The sequence below is a fragment of the Paracoccus rhizosphaerae genome (genome assembly GCF_026162645.1).
GTDB lineage: Bacteria > Pseudomonadota > Alphaproteobacteria > Rhodobacterales > Rhodobacteraceae > Paracoccus > Paracoccus rhizosphaerae.
The window spans coordinates 1-16440 of record NZ_JAOTBE010000070.1 but is presented as its reverse complement, the minus strand read 5'-3'; the positions used below and the strand labels follow the sequence as shown (position 1 = coordinate 16440).

General features: G+C 62.5%; 12 protein-coding genes and 3 pseudogenes. 12 read left to right on the top strand and 3 right to left on the bottom strand.

Annotated features, from left to right (window positions below; genetic code table 11):
- Positions 1-172, top strand: a pseudogene (locus tag OC184_RS16900) (IS3 family transposase); the annotation flags it as partial.
- Between the two features lie 277 nt (positions 173-449).
- Here the strand turns inward: OC184_RS16900 and OC184_RS16895 are convergent.
- The 3 genes from OC184_RS16895 to OC184_RS16885 form a co-directional block, all read right to left on the bottom strand.
- A complete protein-coding gene (locus tag OC184_RS16895) occupies positions 450-1691 on the bottom strand; it encodes a glycerate kinase type-2 family protein (RefSeq protein ID WP_322630223.1) in 1242 nt (413 codons plus the stop codon).
- A gap of 17 nt (positions 1692-1708) precedes the next feature.
- Positions 1709-2683: an HpcH/HpaI aldolase/citrate lyase family protein gene (locus OC184_RS16890; protein ID WP_265508332.1), complete on the bottom strand. Its 975-nt coding sequence runs from the start codon at positions 2681-2683 to the stop codon at positions 1709-1711.
- A 126-nt stretch (positions 2684-2809) separates the two neighbouring features.
- Complete coding sequence (locus OC184_RS16885; protein WP_265508331.1) at positions 2810-3439, bottom strand: response regulator transcription factor; 630 nt, start codon at positions 3437-3439, stop codon at positions 2810-2812.
- Between the two features lie 170 nt (positions 3440-3609).
- Here OC184_RS16885 and OC184_RS16880 point away from each other — a divergent pair, with 170 nt between their 5' ends.
- The 11 genes and pseudogenes from OC184_RS16880 to OC184_RS16835 form a co-directional block, all read left to right on the top strand.
- Positions 3610-4857, top strand: a complete 1248-nt coding sequence (locus OC184_RS16880) for an aminotransferase class V-fold PLP-dependent enzyme (protein WP_265508330.1) — start codon at positions 3610-3612, stop codon at positions 4855-4857.
- A gap of 23 nt (positions 4858-4880) precedes the next feature.
- The gene (locus OC184_RS16875; RefSeq protein ID WP_265508329.1) at positions 4881-6077 is read left to right on the top strand and encodes a malate--CoA ligase subunit beta; all 1197 of its coding nucleotides are present in this window, start codon (positions 4881-4883) and stop codon (positions 6075-6077) included.
- Entirely contained in the window at positions 6077-6958 is an 882-nt protein-coding gene (gene sucD, locus OC184_RS16870) for a succinate--CoA ligase subunit alpha (RefSeq protein ID WP_265508328.1), read from the top strand. Before OC184_RS16875 ends, sucD begins: the two co-directional genes overlap by 1 nt.
- A gap of 12 nt (positions 6959-6970) precedes the next feature.
- Complete coding sequence (locus tag OC184_RS16865; protein WP_265508327.1) at positions 6971-7942, top strand: 2-hydroxyacid dehydrogenase; 972 nt, start codon at positions 6971-6973, stop codon at positions 7940-7942.
- 14 nt (positions 7943-7956) lie between these two features.
- Positions 7957-10602: a phosphoenolpyruvate carboxylase gene (locus tag OC184_RS16860; protein ID WP_265508326.1), complete on the top strand. Its 2646-nt coding sequence runs from the start codon at positions 7957-7959 to the stop codon at positions 10600-10602.
- Positions 10603-10620: 18 nt separating this feature from the next.
- Positions 10621-11916 carry a serine hydroxymethyltransferase gene (glyA, locus tag OC184_RS16855; RefSeq protein ID WP_265508325.1) on the top strand — a complete coding sequence of 432 codons (1296 nt, stop codon included), beginning with the start codon at positions 10621-10623 and terminating at the stop codon, positions 11914-11916.
- Positions 11917-11963: 47 nt separating this feature from the next.
- Positions 11964-13634, top strand: a complete 1671-nt coding sequence (locus OC184_RS16850) for a formate--tetrahydrofolate ligase (protein WP_265508334.1) — start codon at positions 11964-11966, stop codon at positions 13632-13634.
- A gap of 240 nt (positions 13635-13874) precedes the next feature.
- Complete coding sequence (folD, locus tag OC184_RS16845; RefSeq protein WP_265508324.1) at positions 13875-14798, top strand: bifunctional methylenetetrahydrofolate dehydrogenase/methenyltetrahydrofolate cyclohydrolase FolD; 924 nt, start codon at positions 13875-13877, stop codon at positions 14796-14798.
- A 78-nt stretch (positions 14799-14876) separates the two neighbouring features.
- A pseudogene (locus OC184_RS20545) lies at positions 14877-15067 on the top strand (IS110 family transposase); the annotation flags it as partial.
- 300 nt (positions 15068-15367) lie between these two features.
- A complete protein-coding gene (locus tag OC184_RS16840; protein WP_265508323.1) occupies positions 15368-15661 on the top strand; it encodes a transposase in 294 nt (97 codons plus the stop codon).
- 345 nt (positions 15662-16006) lie between these two features.
- A pseudogene (locus OC184_RS16835) lies at positions 16007-16320 on the top strand (transposase); the annotation flags it as partial.
- Positions 16321-16440 lie beyond the last annotated feature (120 nt).

Here is a 16440-nt window from a genome sequence, read left to right as displayed (position 1 = left end):
ACTGGCTGTGCCCGAGGCCCCGAACCTGGTCTGGTCGATGGACTTCATGGCCGATCGTCTGGTCGACGGGCGGCAGTTCCGGCTGCTGAACGTGCTGGACGACTTCAACCGCGAGGGGCTGAGGATTACCGTCAGTGTCGCGCATGGAGACGCCGAAGTGTTAAAGCCTCTCGGTCACACCCGCAGACCCTGAAGGTCCAACCCCACGTCTTTCTGGACATCGCTAGAATAGCCGGGGGTAGCGGCCTCTGACGCGGCTGTCCTGCATCGCATCGATTTCGGTCCGGTCACAAGACGAGTTGGAGATTATTCTGCCTTGCCAGATTCCCGCTCGATGAAATTCAACCTTTCTTCCGTATCTGTGAGCAGTTCGATTGTAGATCTTGATGCCCGACATATGCGAAAGGATCGTCGCCTTTTACTTGGCGTCTGTGCATATGCGCGAAGCGTCAGAAAAGCAGCAGGACCTGCACGTCTGCCACATTGGTGCCTGTGGGCCCTGTGATGAGCAGGTCACCGGACGCGGATAGCACCGCGTTGCTGTCGTTGTTGGCGAGCAGTGACGTGCTGTCAACGCCTGCGGCCTCGAGCCGAGCCAAAGTAGTGCCGTCAACCACACCGCCTGCTGCGTCAGTCGGACCGTCACGGCCATCGGTCCCGCCGCTGAGAAACACCCAAGGCCGCTGCCAGTCGCGTCCCAGCATCGCCACGCGTAGCGCCAGTTCCTGATTGCGACCCCCTTTGCCGCTCCCACGCAGGTTCACGGTCGTTTCCCCGCCGAATATCAGGGCCTGTCGCCCACGGGACGATGCCTGCAAGGCAGCTTCGGCAATGCGTGAGGCAGCGTCGGACACATCGCCGATCAAGCGGTTGCTGAAGATCTGCGCAGTCCACCCCGGCGGTACGGCATCGCACATCGCCGCGAGCGAGCTTTCGTTGCTGCCGATCAGGTAGTTGTCGGCAGCGGGCGTGGCCGGTGCCGCGCGCCCTTCGGTCAGCAAGTTGACGGCAGCAAGAGGCATCTTATCCAAAAGCGCTCGCTGCGACAGAAGGTCGAGCGCGTCCTGGGCGGTCCCCAGCGGCGCCACCGTGGGACCACTGGCGATGGCTCCAAGATCGTTCCCGATCACATCGGACAGGATCAGCGCCGTGACCCGGGCCGGTGCAGCATGGCGTAGGAAGCCGCCGCCCTTGAGTTCCGATAGGTGTTGGCGGATCAGGTTGACCTGCTCGATCGCCAGCCCGCTGGCCAGAAGCAGACGGTTCACCTGCTGCTTCTCCGACAGCGTCAAGGGCGGGCGGGGCGTGGGCACCAAGGCCGAGCCGCCCCCCGAGATGAACGCAAAGACCCGGTCCTGCGCTTCGGCCCCGTCAAGCAGCTCGATAATGCGTCGGCCCGCCTGCAGGCCAGCCTCATCTGGTTCCGGATGGCCGGCGCTCAGCACCGTGGCGCCGGGAATTGCCCGATCGTTGCCGTGGTGTGTGACCGCAAGCGCCAAGACCGGCGCGCGCACATGCCGCATCGCCTCGGCCAGCATGGCGGGGGCCGCCTTGCCGATGGCGATTAGAATGTTCCGGCCCCCCGCCGGCAGCGGGGCGGGGGGCTGCTTGTCAAAATGCCGACGCACGGCCAGCGCGGGATCGGCCGCACGAACAGCCTCGTCATAGAGAGCCCGCGCCAAGGCGCGCATTTCGTCGGTGTTCGATGTCATGCGGCGATTTGCCGGGCTTTCTGGACCAGGACCTCGGCCTGGCGGATCGAAGCATAGTCGATCAGGCGCCCGTCCAGCGACACTGCACCCTTACCTTCGGCCTCTGCCTTGGCCATGGCGTCAAGGATCTTCTGGGCGCGCTCGACCTCGGCAGCCGAAGGGCTCATCACCTCGTTGGCCAGCGCGATCTGGCTCGGATGGATCGCCCATTTGCCCTCGCAGCCAAGAACCGCAGCACGGTAGGCGGCGGCCTTGTAACCCTCGGGGTCCGAAAAGTCGCCGAATGGACCGTCGATCGGACGCAGTCCATTCGCTCGGGCCGCGACCACCATGCGCGAAAGGGCATAGTGCCACATGTCGCCCCAGTGTGTCTGACGGTCGCCCTCAGCGTCCTTGTCGGTCAGGACAGAGTACTTTTCGTTCACGCCACCAATAATGGTGGTGCGGGCTCGCGTGCTGGCAGCATAGTCGGCGACGCCAAAGTGCAGGCTTTCGTTGCGTTTGGAGGCCGCGGCAATCTCACTGATGTTCTGCATTCCAAGGGCGGTCTCGATGATGTGCTCGAAGCCGATCCGTTTCTTGTAGCCCTTGGCGTCCTCGATCTGGGTGACCAGCATGTCCACGGCATAGACGTCGGCAGCCGTTCCCACTTTCGGGATCATGATGAGGTCCAGCCGCTCTCCAGCCTGTTCGACGACATCCACGACATCGCGGTACATGTAGTGCGTATCAAGCCCGTTGATTCGCAGCGACATGGTCTTCCGGCCCCAGTCGATCTCGTTGAGAGCCTTGATGATGTTCTTGCGGGCCTGAGCCTTCTCGTCGGGCGCAACAGCGTCCTCAAGATCCAGAAAGATCACGTCCGCTTCGGAAGCGGCAGCTTTTTCGAACATCTGAGGCTGGCTACCGGGCACGGCAAGTTCGCTTCTGTTCAGGCGAGCAGGGGCTTGTTCGATGGGAAAAAAGCTCATGGCTTGTTGCTCCGTGTTGTGATGAGGGAGGATAGCCGTAGAGAGGTGGAAATATTATTGCGTGTCAATGCGCAATAGGTACCAGAGATTGCGCAACCATCCGCTGTCTAACATGCCGTTGCAAATTCATCCGTTTCGACTTGCGTAATAGGAAGCGATGGCCTGGCCGCGGTTCTTGACGGAAAGCTTGTCATACAGGTTCGACAGATGAAATTTGACCGTATTGGCCGAAATCCCAAGTTCCCGAGAGAGCTCGCGGTTCGTCAGTCCCCTGGACAATGCTTCGAGCATGTCGGTTTCGCGCCGTGATAGGCTTTGCATGACACTGTTCTGCAGGTCGCGCACATCGAGATAGGGAAAGACCATCTTGCCTTCCGCCACGGCGGCGCAGGTCTCGAGCAGCGTCTCGACAGAGCCGCTGCGCGGAGCGAAACCTGCTGCCCCTGCTCCCATGGCTGCCAAGTGTGCGCCGCTAGATTGATCGCCATAGACGACGATGCGGGGGCTCTCGGCCTCGTCGCGCAGCTTCTCCATCAGGCGTGCGCCCCCTATCGACGGGAGGCTCCACTCGATGATTCCCAACTGCGCTGGAACCCGCACGACGCTGGCCAGAAAGCCTTCGGCCGTGGCAGACGTGGCTAGCAGCGAGAACCGTTCATCTCGTTCGAAAACCTCTGACAAGGCCGAAAGCACCAATGGATTGCTGTCGGCGAGGATGATCGTGATGGCCCGTTCAGCTGCTTCCACAGTGCGCATGTGATGATCCTTTGACTTGAGGCGGAAGCGGCCCGATCAAGGGCGCCGCCCCCTTATGGGTGGGAAGCCACCCGCCCGTTTAGCTACCCAAAGGCAGCATAATGTTACGTTGTGTCGTCCGTCTAGAAGGAGTTTCTTAATTTCAATCAGCGCGATCATGAGGAAATATTATGACCGAAGCGACAATCTTCCCACAGCTCGAAATACCCGACACGATGGCCGCAGGCCCTGGGCCGGGACATACCGATCCGCGGATCCTCAAGCGCTTCGCCGGTGCAGGCATGGCTGACCACATGCAAGCCGACGTCTTGCGCGGCATGATCGAATGCAAGCTGATGTTGCGCACGGTGATGGGGACCCAGAACGTTCATACCTTTGGCGTGGCAGGAACGGGCTGGAGCGGGCTCGACTGTCTGTTCAGCGCAGTCATGCCGGGAGACAAGGTGGTCGTTTTCGTCAACGGCACCTTCTCGGGGATCGACGGTCTGACCCTGAGGATGAAGGCCGCAACGGCCGAAGAACTGGCCGCCAGCCCCATGGACCCCCAGCCCGCTTCTGTCACCATCATGACCGTGCCGCATGGCCAATCCGTCACTGTAGAAATCGTCGAAGCCGCACTGGCCGAGCATAAGCCGAAATGGGCCGCGATGGCACATTGGGAAACTGGGTCGGGGCGGATCAACGACTTGCGAGGCTTCTCGGATGCCTGTGTCAGCCATGGGGTGATCGGTCTGGTGGATGCAGTGTCGTCGCTGGGTGTGGAGGATTTCCGCATTGACGACTTTCCTGGCGTCCACGGCTGGGCATCCTGCCCGCAGAAGGGCATCTGCTGCCTGCCGCTGACGTATGCTCCGGTTTCGTTCACCGATCGCTATATTGCCAACCTGCGTCACACTGGATGCCGAACCTTCGTGCACCACCCGATCCTCGAGGCGCGGCACTGGGGCATCGTCGACGGCAAGGATGTCGAGAAGGGCATCTATCATCGCACCCACAGTGCCTATGCCGTCGCCGCCTTCCACGAAGCGCTGCGGATCACATTGCAACAGACGGTGGCCGGGCGCGCCAAGTCCTATGCGTTCCATGAGGCAGCTCTGCGGGATGCGGTGACGGCCATGGGCTGCAAGGTCACATCGAACATGACCTCTCTGGTAGTGCTGAACCTACCCGATAGGCTGGCCGGTCGCGAGATGGAACTGGTCCAAGCTTGCCGGGCGTCGGGCTTCGGCATCTGGCCGACCCTGTCGGAGCCCGTCCAGGTTCGCATCGGCATTCTGAACCTGCTGAACCAGAATGCGATTGGGGACATCGTGAACCGCTTTGGTACCGCCCTTAACAGGATGGGCGCCGAGATCGACATGGAACGGATCAACGACCGTCTGGAAAAGCATTACCAGACAATGATCGCGGCCGAATAACGAAGCCCTGGGAGGAGGCGGAGATGGACATTCACGAATACCAAGCCAAGGAAATACTCAGCAACTTCGGCGTCGGCATCCCCCAGGGTGCCCTCGCCTACAGCCCCGAGCAGGCCGCCTATCGTGCCCGCGAGATGGGCGGGGATCGATGGGTGGTCAAGGCGCAGGTGCATGCCGGAGGCCGCGGCAAGGCGGGCGGCGTCAAGCTCTGCAGCAGCGACAGCGAAATCCAGACGGTGACCGAGGGCATGTTGGGCCAGAAAATCGTCACTCACCAGACGGGTCCCGAGGGCAAGGGTATTTATCGCGTCTATGTGGAGGCTGCGGTCCCCATCACGCGAGAGATCTATGTAGGCTTCGTGCTCGACCGCGCCCGCCAGCGCGTGATGATCGTCGCCAGCAGCGAGGGCGGCATGGAGATCGAGGACATCTCGGCCCAGCAACCGGAGAGCATCGTACGCGCCACGGTCGAGCCCGCCGTCGGCCTGCAGGAATTCCAGTGCCGCGAGATCGCTTTCGCCCTTGGGATCAAGCCCGGCATGGTGCAGCAGATGGTCCGCACGCTGCTGGGCTGCTATCGCGCCTTCCGCGATCTCGACGCCACCATGGTCGAGGTGAACCCGCTGGTCATCACCGGCGACGACCGTATCCTGGCGCTGGACGCCAAGATGACTTTCGACAACAACGCCCTGTTCCGCCATCCCCAGGTCTCGGAGCTGCGCGACAAGTCGCAAGAGGATCCGCGCGAATCCCGCGCCGCCGACCGCGGATTGTCCTATGTCGGGCTGAACGGCAATATCGGCTGCATCGTCAACGGTGCCGGGCTTGCCATGGCGACGATGGACACGATCAAATTGGCCGGCGGCGAGCCTGCGAACTTTCTCGACATCGGCGGCGGCGCCACGCCTGAGCGGGTCGCCAAGGCATTCCGCCTGGTGATGTCGGACAAGAACGTCCAGGCAATCCTGGTCAACATCTTTGCGGGCATCAACCGCTGTGACTGGGTGGCCGAAGGCGTGGTGCGCGCGTTGCGCGAAGAGCCGGTGGACGTTCCTGTCGTCGTCCGCCTGGCGGGCACCAATGTCAAGGAAGGCCAGAAGATCCTGGCGCAGAGCGGCCTGCCATTGATCCGGGCCACCACCCTGATGGAAGCTGCCGAGCGCGCCGTGATGGCGTGGCGCTCTGATACCAATCGCAACCCCAACCTGAAGGTCGTGTGATGAGCATTTTACTGGATCGCGAAACCCGTGTCCTTGTCCAGGGCATCACCGGCAAGATGGCGCGTTTTCACACCAAGGAGATGCTGGACTATGGCACCCAGGTGGTGGGGGGCGTTGTTCCTGGCAAAGGCGGCGAAACGGTCGAGGGCGTGCCCGTCTTCAACACGATGAAAGAGGCGGTTGCCGAAACGGGTGCCGACGCGACCCTTGTCTTCGTGCCGCCACCCGCAGCTGCCGACAGCATCATGGAGGCGGCGGACTCGGGCATCCGCTACTGTGTCTGCATCACCGACGGTATCCCGGCGCAGGACATGATCCGCGTCAAGCGCTACATGTACCGCTATCCCAAAGAACGCCGCATGATCCTGACCGGCCCGAACTGCGCGGGCACGATCAGCCCGGGCAAGGCCATGCTGGGCATCATGCCGGGCCATATCTACCTGCCTGGCAACGTGGGCATCGTCGGCCGTTCGGGTACATTGGGATATGAAGCCGCAGCGCAGCTGAAGGAACTGGGCCTGGGCATCTCGACCAGCGTGGGCATCGGCGGCGATCCGATCAACGGCTCGTCCTTCCGCGACGTTCTGGAGCATTTCCAGAATGACGACGACACCCATGCCATCTGCCTGATCGGCGAAATCGGCGGTCCGCAAGAGGCAGAAGCGGCGGAGTATATTCGAGACAATGTCACCAAGCCCGTCGTTGCCTATGTCGCGGGCCTGACCGCGCCGAAGGGCCGGACCATGGGACATGCGGGTGCCATTATCTCGGCCTTCGGTGAAAGCGCGTCTGAGAAGGTGGAAATCCTGGCGGCAGCGGGCGTCACCATGGCCGAGAACCCGGCCGTGATCGGGGCGACCATCGCCCGCGTCATGCAGTAAGGAGGCGCGGCGATGGCAAAACCCCGAGTGCTTGTCACCCGGCGCTGGCCCGCAGCGGTCGAGGCGCGCCTGTCCGAAATCTTCGATGCCCAGTTGAACCTGGGCGACAAACCCCTGCTGCCCGAGGAGTTTCGGACGGCAATCAGGGAATACGACGCGATCCTGCCCACGGTGACGGACAAGATCGGTGCACCTGCCCTGGAATGCGACAAGCCCCAGACGCGCATCCTGGCCAATTACGGTGTTGGCTACAGCCACATCGATCTGAACCGCGTGGCCGAGCATGGCATCGTTGTCACCAATACTCCCGATGTGCTCAGTGAATGCACGGCGGATCTAGCGATGACCCTGCTGCTGATGGTGGCGCGCCGCGCTGGCGAGGGCGAACGCGAGTTGCGGGCGGGCCAGTGGACCGGCTGGCGACCGACGCATCTGGTCGGCACCAAGGTCTCTGGAAAGACACTGGGGATCGTTGGCTATGGCCGCATCGGTCAACAGATGGCCCGTCGGGCGCATCATGGCTTTGGCATGAAGATCCTGGCTTACAACCGCAGCCCGGTGGCACCCGACGTGCTGGCTCAGTGTCAGGCGACGCAAGTTCCTGATCTTGATGACATGCTGCCAGACTGCGACTTCGTCTCGCTGCACTGCCCCGGCGGGGCCGGGAACCGGCACCTGATCAACGCGGCACGTTTGGCCCGGATGCGGTCCGATGCCTTCCTGATCAATACGGCGCGCGGTGAGGTCATCGACGAAGCGGCCTTGCTGCATGCGCTGTGGTTCGACACGATCGGCGGGGCGGCCTTGGATGTCTTCGATGGGGAACCCGCCGTCAATCCGCAACTGCTGGAGTCGGACCGGCTGGTGATGTTGCCGCATCTGGGTAGTGCGACCCGCGAGGCCCGCGAGGCCATGGGCTTTCGCGTCATCGACAACCTTCAGGACTTCTTTGCAGGGCGCGAACCGCGTGACCGGGTGAACTGATGCACGGAGCGTTTGTGAAGCGGACCCACCCTATGGCCGCGCCCAGCGACTATGCCAGCCGGCTGCGAGACGAGATGGGAAGGCTGTGGCAGAACGTCATTGCCCGCCGAGCGCCGCAGGTCCTGCCGCTACTTCTCGGCGCGACCGATGATCTGCCTACGGGCGCCGATACCGGAGCCTATCTGCAGGGGCTGGATATCTGGTTCCAGCTTCTGCGCATCATCGATGAAAATGCCGCCACCCGTGACCGGCGGGTGGTAGAGACGAACGCTGGACCCGCTGCGGTAGAAGGCAGCTTTGCACGCGTGCTGAGCACCTTCACCGACATCACCGCCGACGATCTCCGCCGCGTCACCCGTGGGCTTTACGTCGGGCCGACGTTGACCGCGCATCCGACCGAAGCCAAGCGCGTCACCGTCCTGGAAATCCATCGTCGCATCTATCGCGCCTTGGTGAATCTCGAAACCGATCGCTGGACCCCACGCGAACGCGCCGACCTGTTGATGGACCTCGAGGGCGAAATTGACCTGCTATGGCTGACCGGCGAATTGCGCCGCCAGCGACCGACGCCCCTTGAGGAAATCGAATGGGGCCTGCAATTCTTTCGCGACAGCCTGTTCGATGCTGTGCCAAACGTCCTGCAGCGCTTCGACAAGGCGGTAGGGCCGCATCTTGGCCATGACGCAGCCGGAATCCCGCTGCTGCAGTTTCATTCCTGGATCGGCGGCGACCGCGATGGCAACCCCCATGTTACTGCCGACACAACGCGCGTGGCGCTGGCCGCAAACCAGCGGGCAATCCTCGACCGCTATGACCAGGGCCTGACGCGCGCCATCCGGCAGTTGAGTATCAGCACCGAAATCGCGGCATTGCCTCAGGAAGCGCGCGACCTGCTCCGGTCGGTTATCGAGGCCGCAAAATTACCGCCTGAGGCACGCCACCGAAATCCCGGCGAACATTTCCGTCAGGCCATGACCGCCATCAAGCACCGCGTCGCCGCCACCGCCGAAGGCAAGGTTGGAGTGGCCTACGCCCATGTGCTCGAGTTCATCGCCGAGCTTCGCAAGGTCGAGGCAGCGCTGGCAAGCATTGGCGCCGAGCGCCTGGGACAGGCGCTGGTCCGGCCCTTGCGCCTGCAGGCCCAGGTTTTCGGCTTCCGGACCGTGACGCTGGACGTGCGCCAGAACTCCTCGGTCACGACACGGGCGCTTGCCGAAGTCTGGTCTTGTGCCGGCGAGGCTCCCGTCTATGGCAGCGCCGAGTGGTCGCGCCGGCTGCGGTCCGAACTGGCTCAGGTGAACCTGCCGGATCTGCAGTCCGACAAGCTGGGCTGCGAAACGGTCGAGTTGCTGGAACTGCTGCGCCTGATGCACCGGATGCGTTTCGGGCCCGATCCGTCCGCCATGGGGCCCTTCATCCTGTCGATGACGCGGTCCTGCGATGATCTTCTGGGCGTGTTCCTGCTGGCGCGTTATGCCGGCTTCGGGTCGGAGCGTCTGGACCTGCGCGTGGTCCCCTTGTTCGAAACCATCGCCGACCTGCGTGCCGCGCCGCACATTCTCGACGAGTTGCTGCAAACTCCGCTCGCCCGTCGGAGCCTGAACGACGATGGTCGGGTCGAGATCATGCTGGGCTACTCGGACAGCAACAAGGACGGCGGGTTCGTCTGCTCGACCTGGGAGCTGGAAAAGGCGCAGCGGAGCATCACCCGGACACTGGCGCGGCATAAGTTGGCCCCCACCTTCTTCCACGGGCGGGGCGGTTCCGTCAGCCGTGGCGGGGCGCCGACCGAACGAGCGATCGCCGCACAGCCGCGCGGCACGATCGGCAGCCGACTGCGCACCACCGAACAGGGAGAGGTCGTCTCTTCGAAGTTCGCCAATCGCGGTACGGCGGAGTACCAACTTGAACTGCTGGCCTCGTCGGTCATGGCGCAGTCGCTGAAGTCCCCGGCCGAACCCGTCTGCCCCGAGTTCCGCGACACCTTGGAAGCCTTGGCGGATATGTCCTTCACTGCCTATTGCAAGCTCCTGCACCGTCCGGGCTTCGTCACCTATTTCACGCAGGCAAGCCCGGTCGAAGAGCTTGCTCTGCTCAAGATGGGATCGCGCCCCGCCCGGCGCTTCGGCGCGAGCAGCCTGGATGATCTGCGGGCGATACCCTGGGTCTTCGCCTGGTCGCAAAATCGGCACCTGATCAGCGGGTGGTATGGTTTCGGCTCGGCCATCGACACGTTCCGGCGTTTTCGTCGGGATGATGGCGATTTGCTGCTGCGGCGAATGTTCAAGACGTCGCGCATCTTCCGCCTGATCGTGGATGAGGTCGAAAAGTCGCTGTTTCACGCTGACATGGAGATCGCGGCCAAGTATGCAGCATTGGTTTCGAATGTCGCAGAGAGGCAGGACATCCTGGGTCAGATCACACAGGAATACGAACGCAGCCGGGCAGCCGTCCTGTTCCTGAACGCGACGCCAGACTTGGGCGACCGCTTCCCCAACATGGCGGCCCGCTTCGGGCGCGTGCGGACCGATCTTGTCAGGGTCCACGAGCTGCAGATCAAGCTGTTGAACGAGAACCGCCAGCAGCCGAACGCAAAAGATGCCATAACGTTGATGCAGACGATGAACTGCATCTCCACGGCGCTTGGCTGGACCGGATAGCCGAAAACGGAGAGAGACATGAACCAGAACCCATCCAGAACGGGCTTCTTTGAAGAAGACCTTGCCCACCGTGATCCCGAGATCTTCGCCGCCATCCGACAGGAACTTGGCCGCCAGCGCGATGAGATCGAACTGATCGCTTCGGAAAATATCGTGTCGAGCGCGGTGCTGGAGGCGCAGGGCTCGGTACTGACGAACAAATATGCCGAAGGTTATCCCGGCAGGCGCTACTATGGCGGCTGCCAGTTCGTGGACATCGCCGAAGAGTTGGCAATCCAACGGGCCAAGGCGCTCTTCGACTGCGATTTCGCCAATGTCCAACCGAACAGTGGCAGTCAGGCCAATCAGGGCGTATTCCTGGCGCTGCTGCAACCGGGTGACACCATCCTGGGCATGAGCCTCGATGCAGGCGGGCATCTGACCCATGGCGCAAGGCCCAACCAGTCGGGCCGATGGTTCAACGCTGTTCAATATGGCGTTCGCAAGCAGGACAGCCAGCTGGACTATGATCAGGTCGAGACGCTGGCAAAGGAACACCGGCCGAAGGCGATCATCGCCGGTGGCTCGGCCATCCCGCGCATCATCGACTTTGCCCGGCTGCGGCAGATCGCCGATCAGGTGGGCGCCTATCTGATTGTGGACATGGCGCATTTCGCAGGACTTGTGGCGACCGGACTTTATCCCTCGCCCTTCCCTCATGCGCATGTGGCGACGACGACGACCCACAAGACCCTGCGCGGGCCACGTGGCGGGATGATCCTGACGAGCGATGCGGACATCGCCAAGAAGGTGAATTCCGCCATCTTCCCCGGCCTGCAAGGCGGACCGCTGATGCATGTCATCGCCGCCAAGGCCGTGGCCTTCGGCGAGGCGCTGCGGCCTGAATTCAAGGACTACTCGAAACAGGTGGTCACCAACGCCCAGGCCCTGGCCGACGAGTTGATGAAGGGCGGCCTGGACATCGTGACCGGAGGCACCGATACCCACCTGATGCTGGTCGATCTGCGGCCCAAAGGCGTGAAGGGCAATGACACCGAAACCGCACTTGGCCGTGCCCATATCACCTGCAACAAGAACGGCATCCCATTCGATCCGGAAAAGCCCACGGTGACCTCGGGTATCAGACTGGGTTCCCCCGCAGGCACGACACGCGGCTTTGGCGAGGAGGAATTCCGGCAGATCGGCCGCTGGATCGTGCAGATCGTCGACGGCCTGGCCGCCAATGGTCCTGAAAGCAATACCGAGACCGAGGCGCGCGTCGCCGACGAGGTCAAGGCACTCTGCGCGCTGTTCCCGCTATATCACGGAATCTAGACATGCCTCATGATGACTGCTCGCACCCGCCGCTCCATCCCGAGCGGATGCCATCCGACATCCAGATCGCCCGCGCCGCCCGGAAGCAGCCCATTGGCAATATCGCCGCCAAGCTGGGCCTGGGCGATGACGACATCCTGCGATACGGCCCCGACAAGGCAAAGATCGCGCATCATGCAGTCGCCGGGCTTGCCGGCCGACAACACGGCCGTCTGGTGCTGGTCACCGCGATCAACCCGACGCCTGCCGGCGAAGGCAAGACGACCACCACCGTCGGCCTGGGCGACGCGCTGAACCGCATCGGCAAGCGCACGACGGTCTGCATCCGCGAGGCGAGCTTGGGGCCGAACTTCGGCATGAAAGGCGGCGCGGCCGGGGGCGGCCATGCCCAGATCGTGCCCATGGAGGAAATGAACCTTCATTTCACGGGTGATTTCCACGCGATCACGGCGGCCCACAACTTGCTGGCTGCGATGATCGACAACCACATCTATTGGGGCAATACCCTGGACATCGACACGCGCCGCATCACGTGGCGCCGCGTCATGGATATGAACGATCGCGCCCTGCGCGACATCGTCGTGGGTCTTGGCGGAGCATCGAACGGCTTTTCGCGCCAGACCGGCTTTGACATCACCGTCGCCTCCGAGGTGATGGCCATTCTGTGCCTTGCCCGCGACCTGGACGATCTGCACGCGCGCCTGGGACGGATCGTCATCGGCTATGCCCGGGACCGCCGCCCGATCACCGCTCGCGACCTGAAGGCTGACGGTGCCATGACGGTGCTGTTGCGGGATGCCTTGCAGCCGAACCTGGTGCAGACCTTGGAGAACAACCCGGCCATGGTTCATGGTGGTCCGTTCGCCAATATCGCTCACGGCTGCAACAGCGTGATCGCCACTGACACTGCGCTGCGCCTGTCCGACTATGTCGTGACCGAGGCAGGCTTTGGCGCGGACCTGGGGGCCGAGAAGTTCCTGGACATCAAGTGCCGCCTCGCCGGCTTTACGCCCGCAGCCGTGGTCCTGGTGGCGACCATCCGTGCGCTGAAGATGAACGGCGGTACCGCCAAGCAGGATCTGGGCACGGAAGATGTGGCTGCGGTCACGCGCGGTTGCGCCAATCTGGGCCGACATATCGAAAATTTGCGGGGCTTCGGCCTGCCGCTGGTCGTCGCCGTCAACCACTTTGCGGGTGACACCCCCGCTGAAATCGCGGCGCTGCAGGATTATTGCATCCGCCACGGCACAGAGGCGATCGTTTGCCGGCACTGGGCCAAGGGCGCCGCCGGTGCCGAGGAACTGGCCCACCGGGTCGTCGAGCTGGTGGAGGGAGGCGAGGCTGATTTCCACACTCTTTATCCCGACGCGATGCCTTTGTGGCAGAAGATCGAGACCATCTGCACCCGCATCTACCGCGCCGCCCATGTCGAAGCGCTGCCCGGCGTCCGCGCCCAGCTGAATCTGTGGGAGGAAGAGGGTTATGGCCATCTGCCGATCTGCATCGCCAAGACGCAATATTCCTTCTCGACCGATCCGGACCTGCGCGGCGCGCCGGAAGGTCATGTCATTCCTGTCAGGGAAGTACGACTGAACGCCGGCGCCGGATTTATCGTCGCGGTCTGCGGTCAGATCATGACCATGCCAGGCCTGCCACGCCATCCCGCCGCGGAAACAATAGGCTTGAATGACCTGGGACAGATCGAGGGACTTTTCTAGGCTCCAAACGAGGGATCAGGCTGGCCCCTTCCCGCGCCGCTCGCCACGAGGTGCTGTGCTTCCCGCTGATGGTCGGACGTGGCCATGCAGGGCAGCCAGAAGCATCATCTTCCGTCGGTTGCCTGATGGTCAGCCGCGAAAAGAGCCGCCGGACCTCGGTCTTTGCTTCGCACTTGTCAGCGAAATCGCTGCATGACGCTTTTGTTGCCGCCGCGGCGGCGCCTGAATAGGAGATTGCCGATGAACGTCACCGCCAGCCCCTTGGCCGAGACACCAGCCAACGCCCAGAAAATCGATGGCGGCGCCTTTGCCGCCAACCTGCGCCAGCGTATCGCCGCCGAGGTCGCCCGGCTTCAGGCAGAACATGGAGTGACACCGGGCCTCGCTGTCGTCTTGGTGGGCGACGACCCCGCCTCGGCCGTCTACGTCCGGAACAAGGGCACGCAAACCGAGGCTGCCGGCATGGCCTCCTTCGAACACCGGCTTCCGGCTGACACCGATGCGGAAACGCTGCTGTCGCTGGTGCGGCAGCTAAACGAAGACCAGGCGGTCCATGGCATCCTGGTCCAACTGCCGCTGCCAGATCATCTCGACAGCGACCTGGTGATGAACGCCATTGACCCGGCCAAGGACGTGGACGGCTTCCATATCTTCAACGTGGGGTTGCTGGGTACTGGGCAAAAGGCGATGGTGCCCTGCACGCCGCTGGGCTGCTTGTTGCTGCTGAAGGATCAACTTGGATCGCTGGCCGGGCTGAACACCGTTGTGGTCGGTCGCAGCAACATCGTCGGCAAGCCGATGGCGCAGCTTCTGCTGAAGGAAAGCTGCACTGTCACCGTCGCGCATTCTCGCAGCCGCGACCTGCCCGCCATCTGCCGCAATGCCGACATCCTGGTTGCCGCAGTCGGCCGACCCGAAATGATCGGCGCCGACTGGATCAAATCCGGTGCCACGGTCATCGACGTGGGCATCAACCGCGTTGAGCGCGAAGGCAAACAGCGTCTTGTAGGCGATGTGGACTACGCCGCCGCGTCACATGTCGCGGGTGCGATCACGCCGGTGCCGGGCGGCGTAGGCCCTATGACCATCGCCTGCTTGCTGGCCAACACCCTCACTGCTTGCTGCCGTATCAACGGATTGCCGGAACCGGAAATAATGGATTGATATCGACCCGCCCACAGGCTCCGGATCGGACGGGTGTCCTTGTGTGTTCATGGCATGATGCGAGGGTTGCTCTATTAGGCGGCGCAGCCTCTGCTGACCCGGGACAAGAAATGGTCATGGCTGAAAGCTTGGGCCATAAGCTTGGCGAAGCGAGGCGGCCTCAAGAAAGCGATTGTGGCCTTGGCCCGGCGCCTTGCCGTGATCATGCACGGATTTGGGTTGATGGCAGCGATTTCCGCTGGTCACGGGAGGAAGCCACGGCAGCATGACCGTGTAGGAAAGAAGCAAGAGTTCCGCCGCCGGCAGACAGGCGTCCTTCGCGGGACAACGGGCGAGGCGAGTTCGCAATGGGTCTAGTTCCGACAGCACATGCTGTCAGGCCGCGCTCCAGATTGGACCACCTCGCTCTTCTGATCTCATGGCGGGAGAGCCACTGTGCTTATCCCGAAGAGAAGCGAGAGCCCGCCAACGACCGAGACCCCCACAAGAGTGAGCTACTCCGCAGAAATCGGACAGTGACGGAAGCTACGATCTGACGTTTGCTGGCGTCAAGAACGAGGACATCAGGAATGGGGAAACGGAGGAACCATGACGCGGGCTTCAAGGCATGTGTGGCGCTGGAAGCCCTGAAGGGCGAGCGCACGGTGCCGGAGCTGGCGGCCGAATACGGCGTGCATCCGACGATGATCCATCAGTGGAAGAAAGCGCTGTTGGAGGGCGCTGCGGATATCTTCGAGCGGGGCAGTCGGAAGCCGGCGGCGGTGGACGAGGAGACAGTCCGATCCTTGCATGCCAAGATCGGGGAGCTGGCTGTTGCCAACGATTTTTTGTCACGAAAGCTCAAGCCGTGGACCGGCAAGTGAGACGCGGCATGATCGAACGGGCCCATTCAATGTTGTCGATCGGGGCGCAGTGTCGCCTTTTGTCGATCTCGCGCTCATCGTTCTACCACGAGCCGGCGGGCGAGACGGAGATGGGGAGTGTCCTGAACTTTGTGTATCTGGCCCGGTCCATGCGGTTTGGGACACTCAAGCGTCGAAGCGTTCGCTAAACATTATGGCGAACTGATTGCGGGCTGCAAACCGGCATTGCTGCAGAACTCGGCGTTGAAGCAGGACTTCCCCTTACCTCGTTAAAGCTCAGGCTGGACCTGCACCTGTTCCGTTCCGGTCTTCTGAGAGCGATGCTCTCTTCAAAGGAGACAGGATATGGCAGCGACACACAGCGAGGAGTTCAAGCGTGATGCGGTTCGCATCGCGCTCACCAGCGGCCTGACACGGCGTCAGGTTACGTCTGATCTTGGGGTCGGGCTTTCGACGCTCGGCAAATGGATCCGGTCGATGTCCGATGAGGCGAAGGCGCCGGAATGTGATGGTGATCTTCTCCGCGAGAACGAACGGTTGCGCAAAGAGAACCGCATACTGCGCGAGGAGAGGGAGGTGCTAAAAAAGGCGGCTCAGTTCTTCGCGGCTCAAAAGCCGTGAAGTTCCGGTTCATTGCCAGCTATCGCGGCGCCCTTTCCTGGCCTGCCCCCTGAAAAGTGGTCCTCCCTGAAGTAGGCTTTCGGGCCAGATGGAGGATAAAGGAATGCCCCAAAAAAAGCACAAGCCGGAAGAGATCGTCGCGAAACTCCGCCAGGTCG

Bases quoted from the DNA above. Each gene is read 5' to 3' on its own strand.
- OC184_RS16865 (WP_265508327.1), top strand. From the start codon at position 6,971: ATGGCAAAACCCCGAGTGCTTGTCACCCGGCGCTGGCCCGCAGCGGTC.
- OC184_RS16875 (WP_265508329.1), top strand. From the start codon at position 4,881: ATGGACATTCACGAATACCAAGCCAAGGAAATACTCAGCAACTTCGGC.
- OC184_RS16895 (WP_322630223.1), bottom strand. From the start codon at position 1,691: ATGCGCGCCTTGGCGCGGGCTCTCTATGACGAGGCTGTTCGTGCGGCC.
- sucD (WP_265508328.1), top strand. From the start codon at position 6,077: ATGAGCATTTTACTGGATCGCGAAACCCGTGTCCTTGTCCAGGGCATC.
- OC184_RS16850 (WP_265508334.1), top strand. From the start codon at position 11,964: ATGCCATCCGACATCCAGATCGCCCGCGCCGCCCGGAAGCAGCCCATT.
- OC184_RS16885 (WP_265508331.1), bottom strand. From the start codon at position 3,439: ATGCGCACTGTGGAAGCAGCTGAACGGGCCATCACGATCATCCTCGCC.
- glyA (WP_265508325.1), top strand. From the start codon at position 10,621: ATGAACCAGAACCCATCCAGAACGGGCTTCTTTGAAGAAGACCTTGCC.
- OC184_RS16890 (WP_265508332.1), bottom strand. From the start codon at position 2,683: ATGAGCTTTTTTCCCATCGAACAAGCCCCTGCTCGCCTGAACAGAAGC.
- OC184_RS16840 (WP_265508323.1), top strand. From the start codon at position 15,368: ATGGGGAAACGGAGGAACCATGACGCGGGCTTCAAGGCATGTGTGGCG.
- OC184_RS16880 (WP_265508330.1), top strand. From the start codon at position 3,610: ATGACCGAAGCGACAATCTTCCCACAGCTCGAAATACCCGACACGATG.
- folD (WP_265508324.1), top strand. From the start codon at position 13,875: ATGAACGTCACCGCCAGCCCCTTGGCCGAGACACCAGCCAACGCCCAG.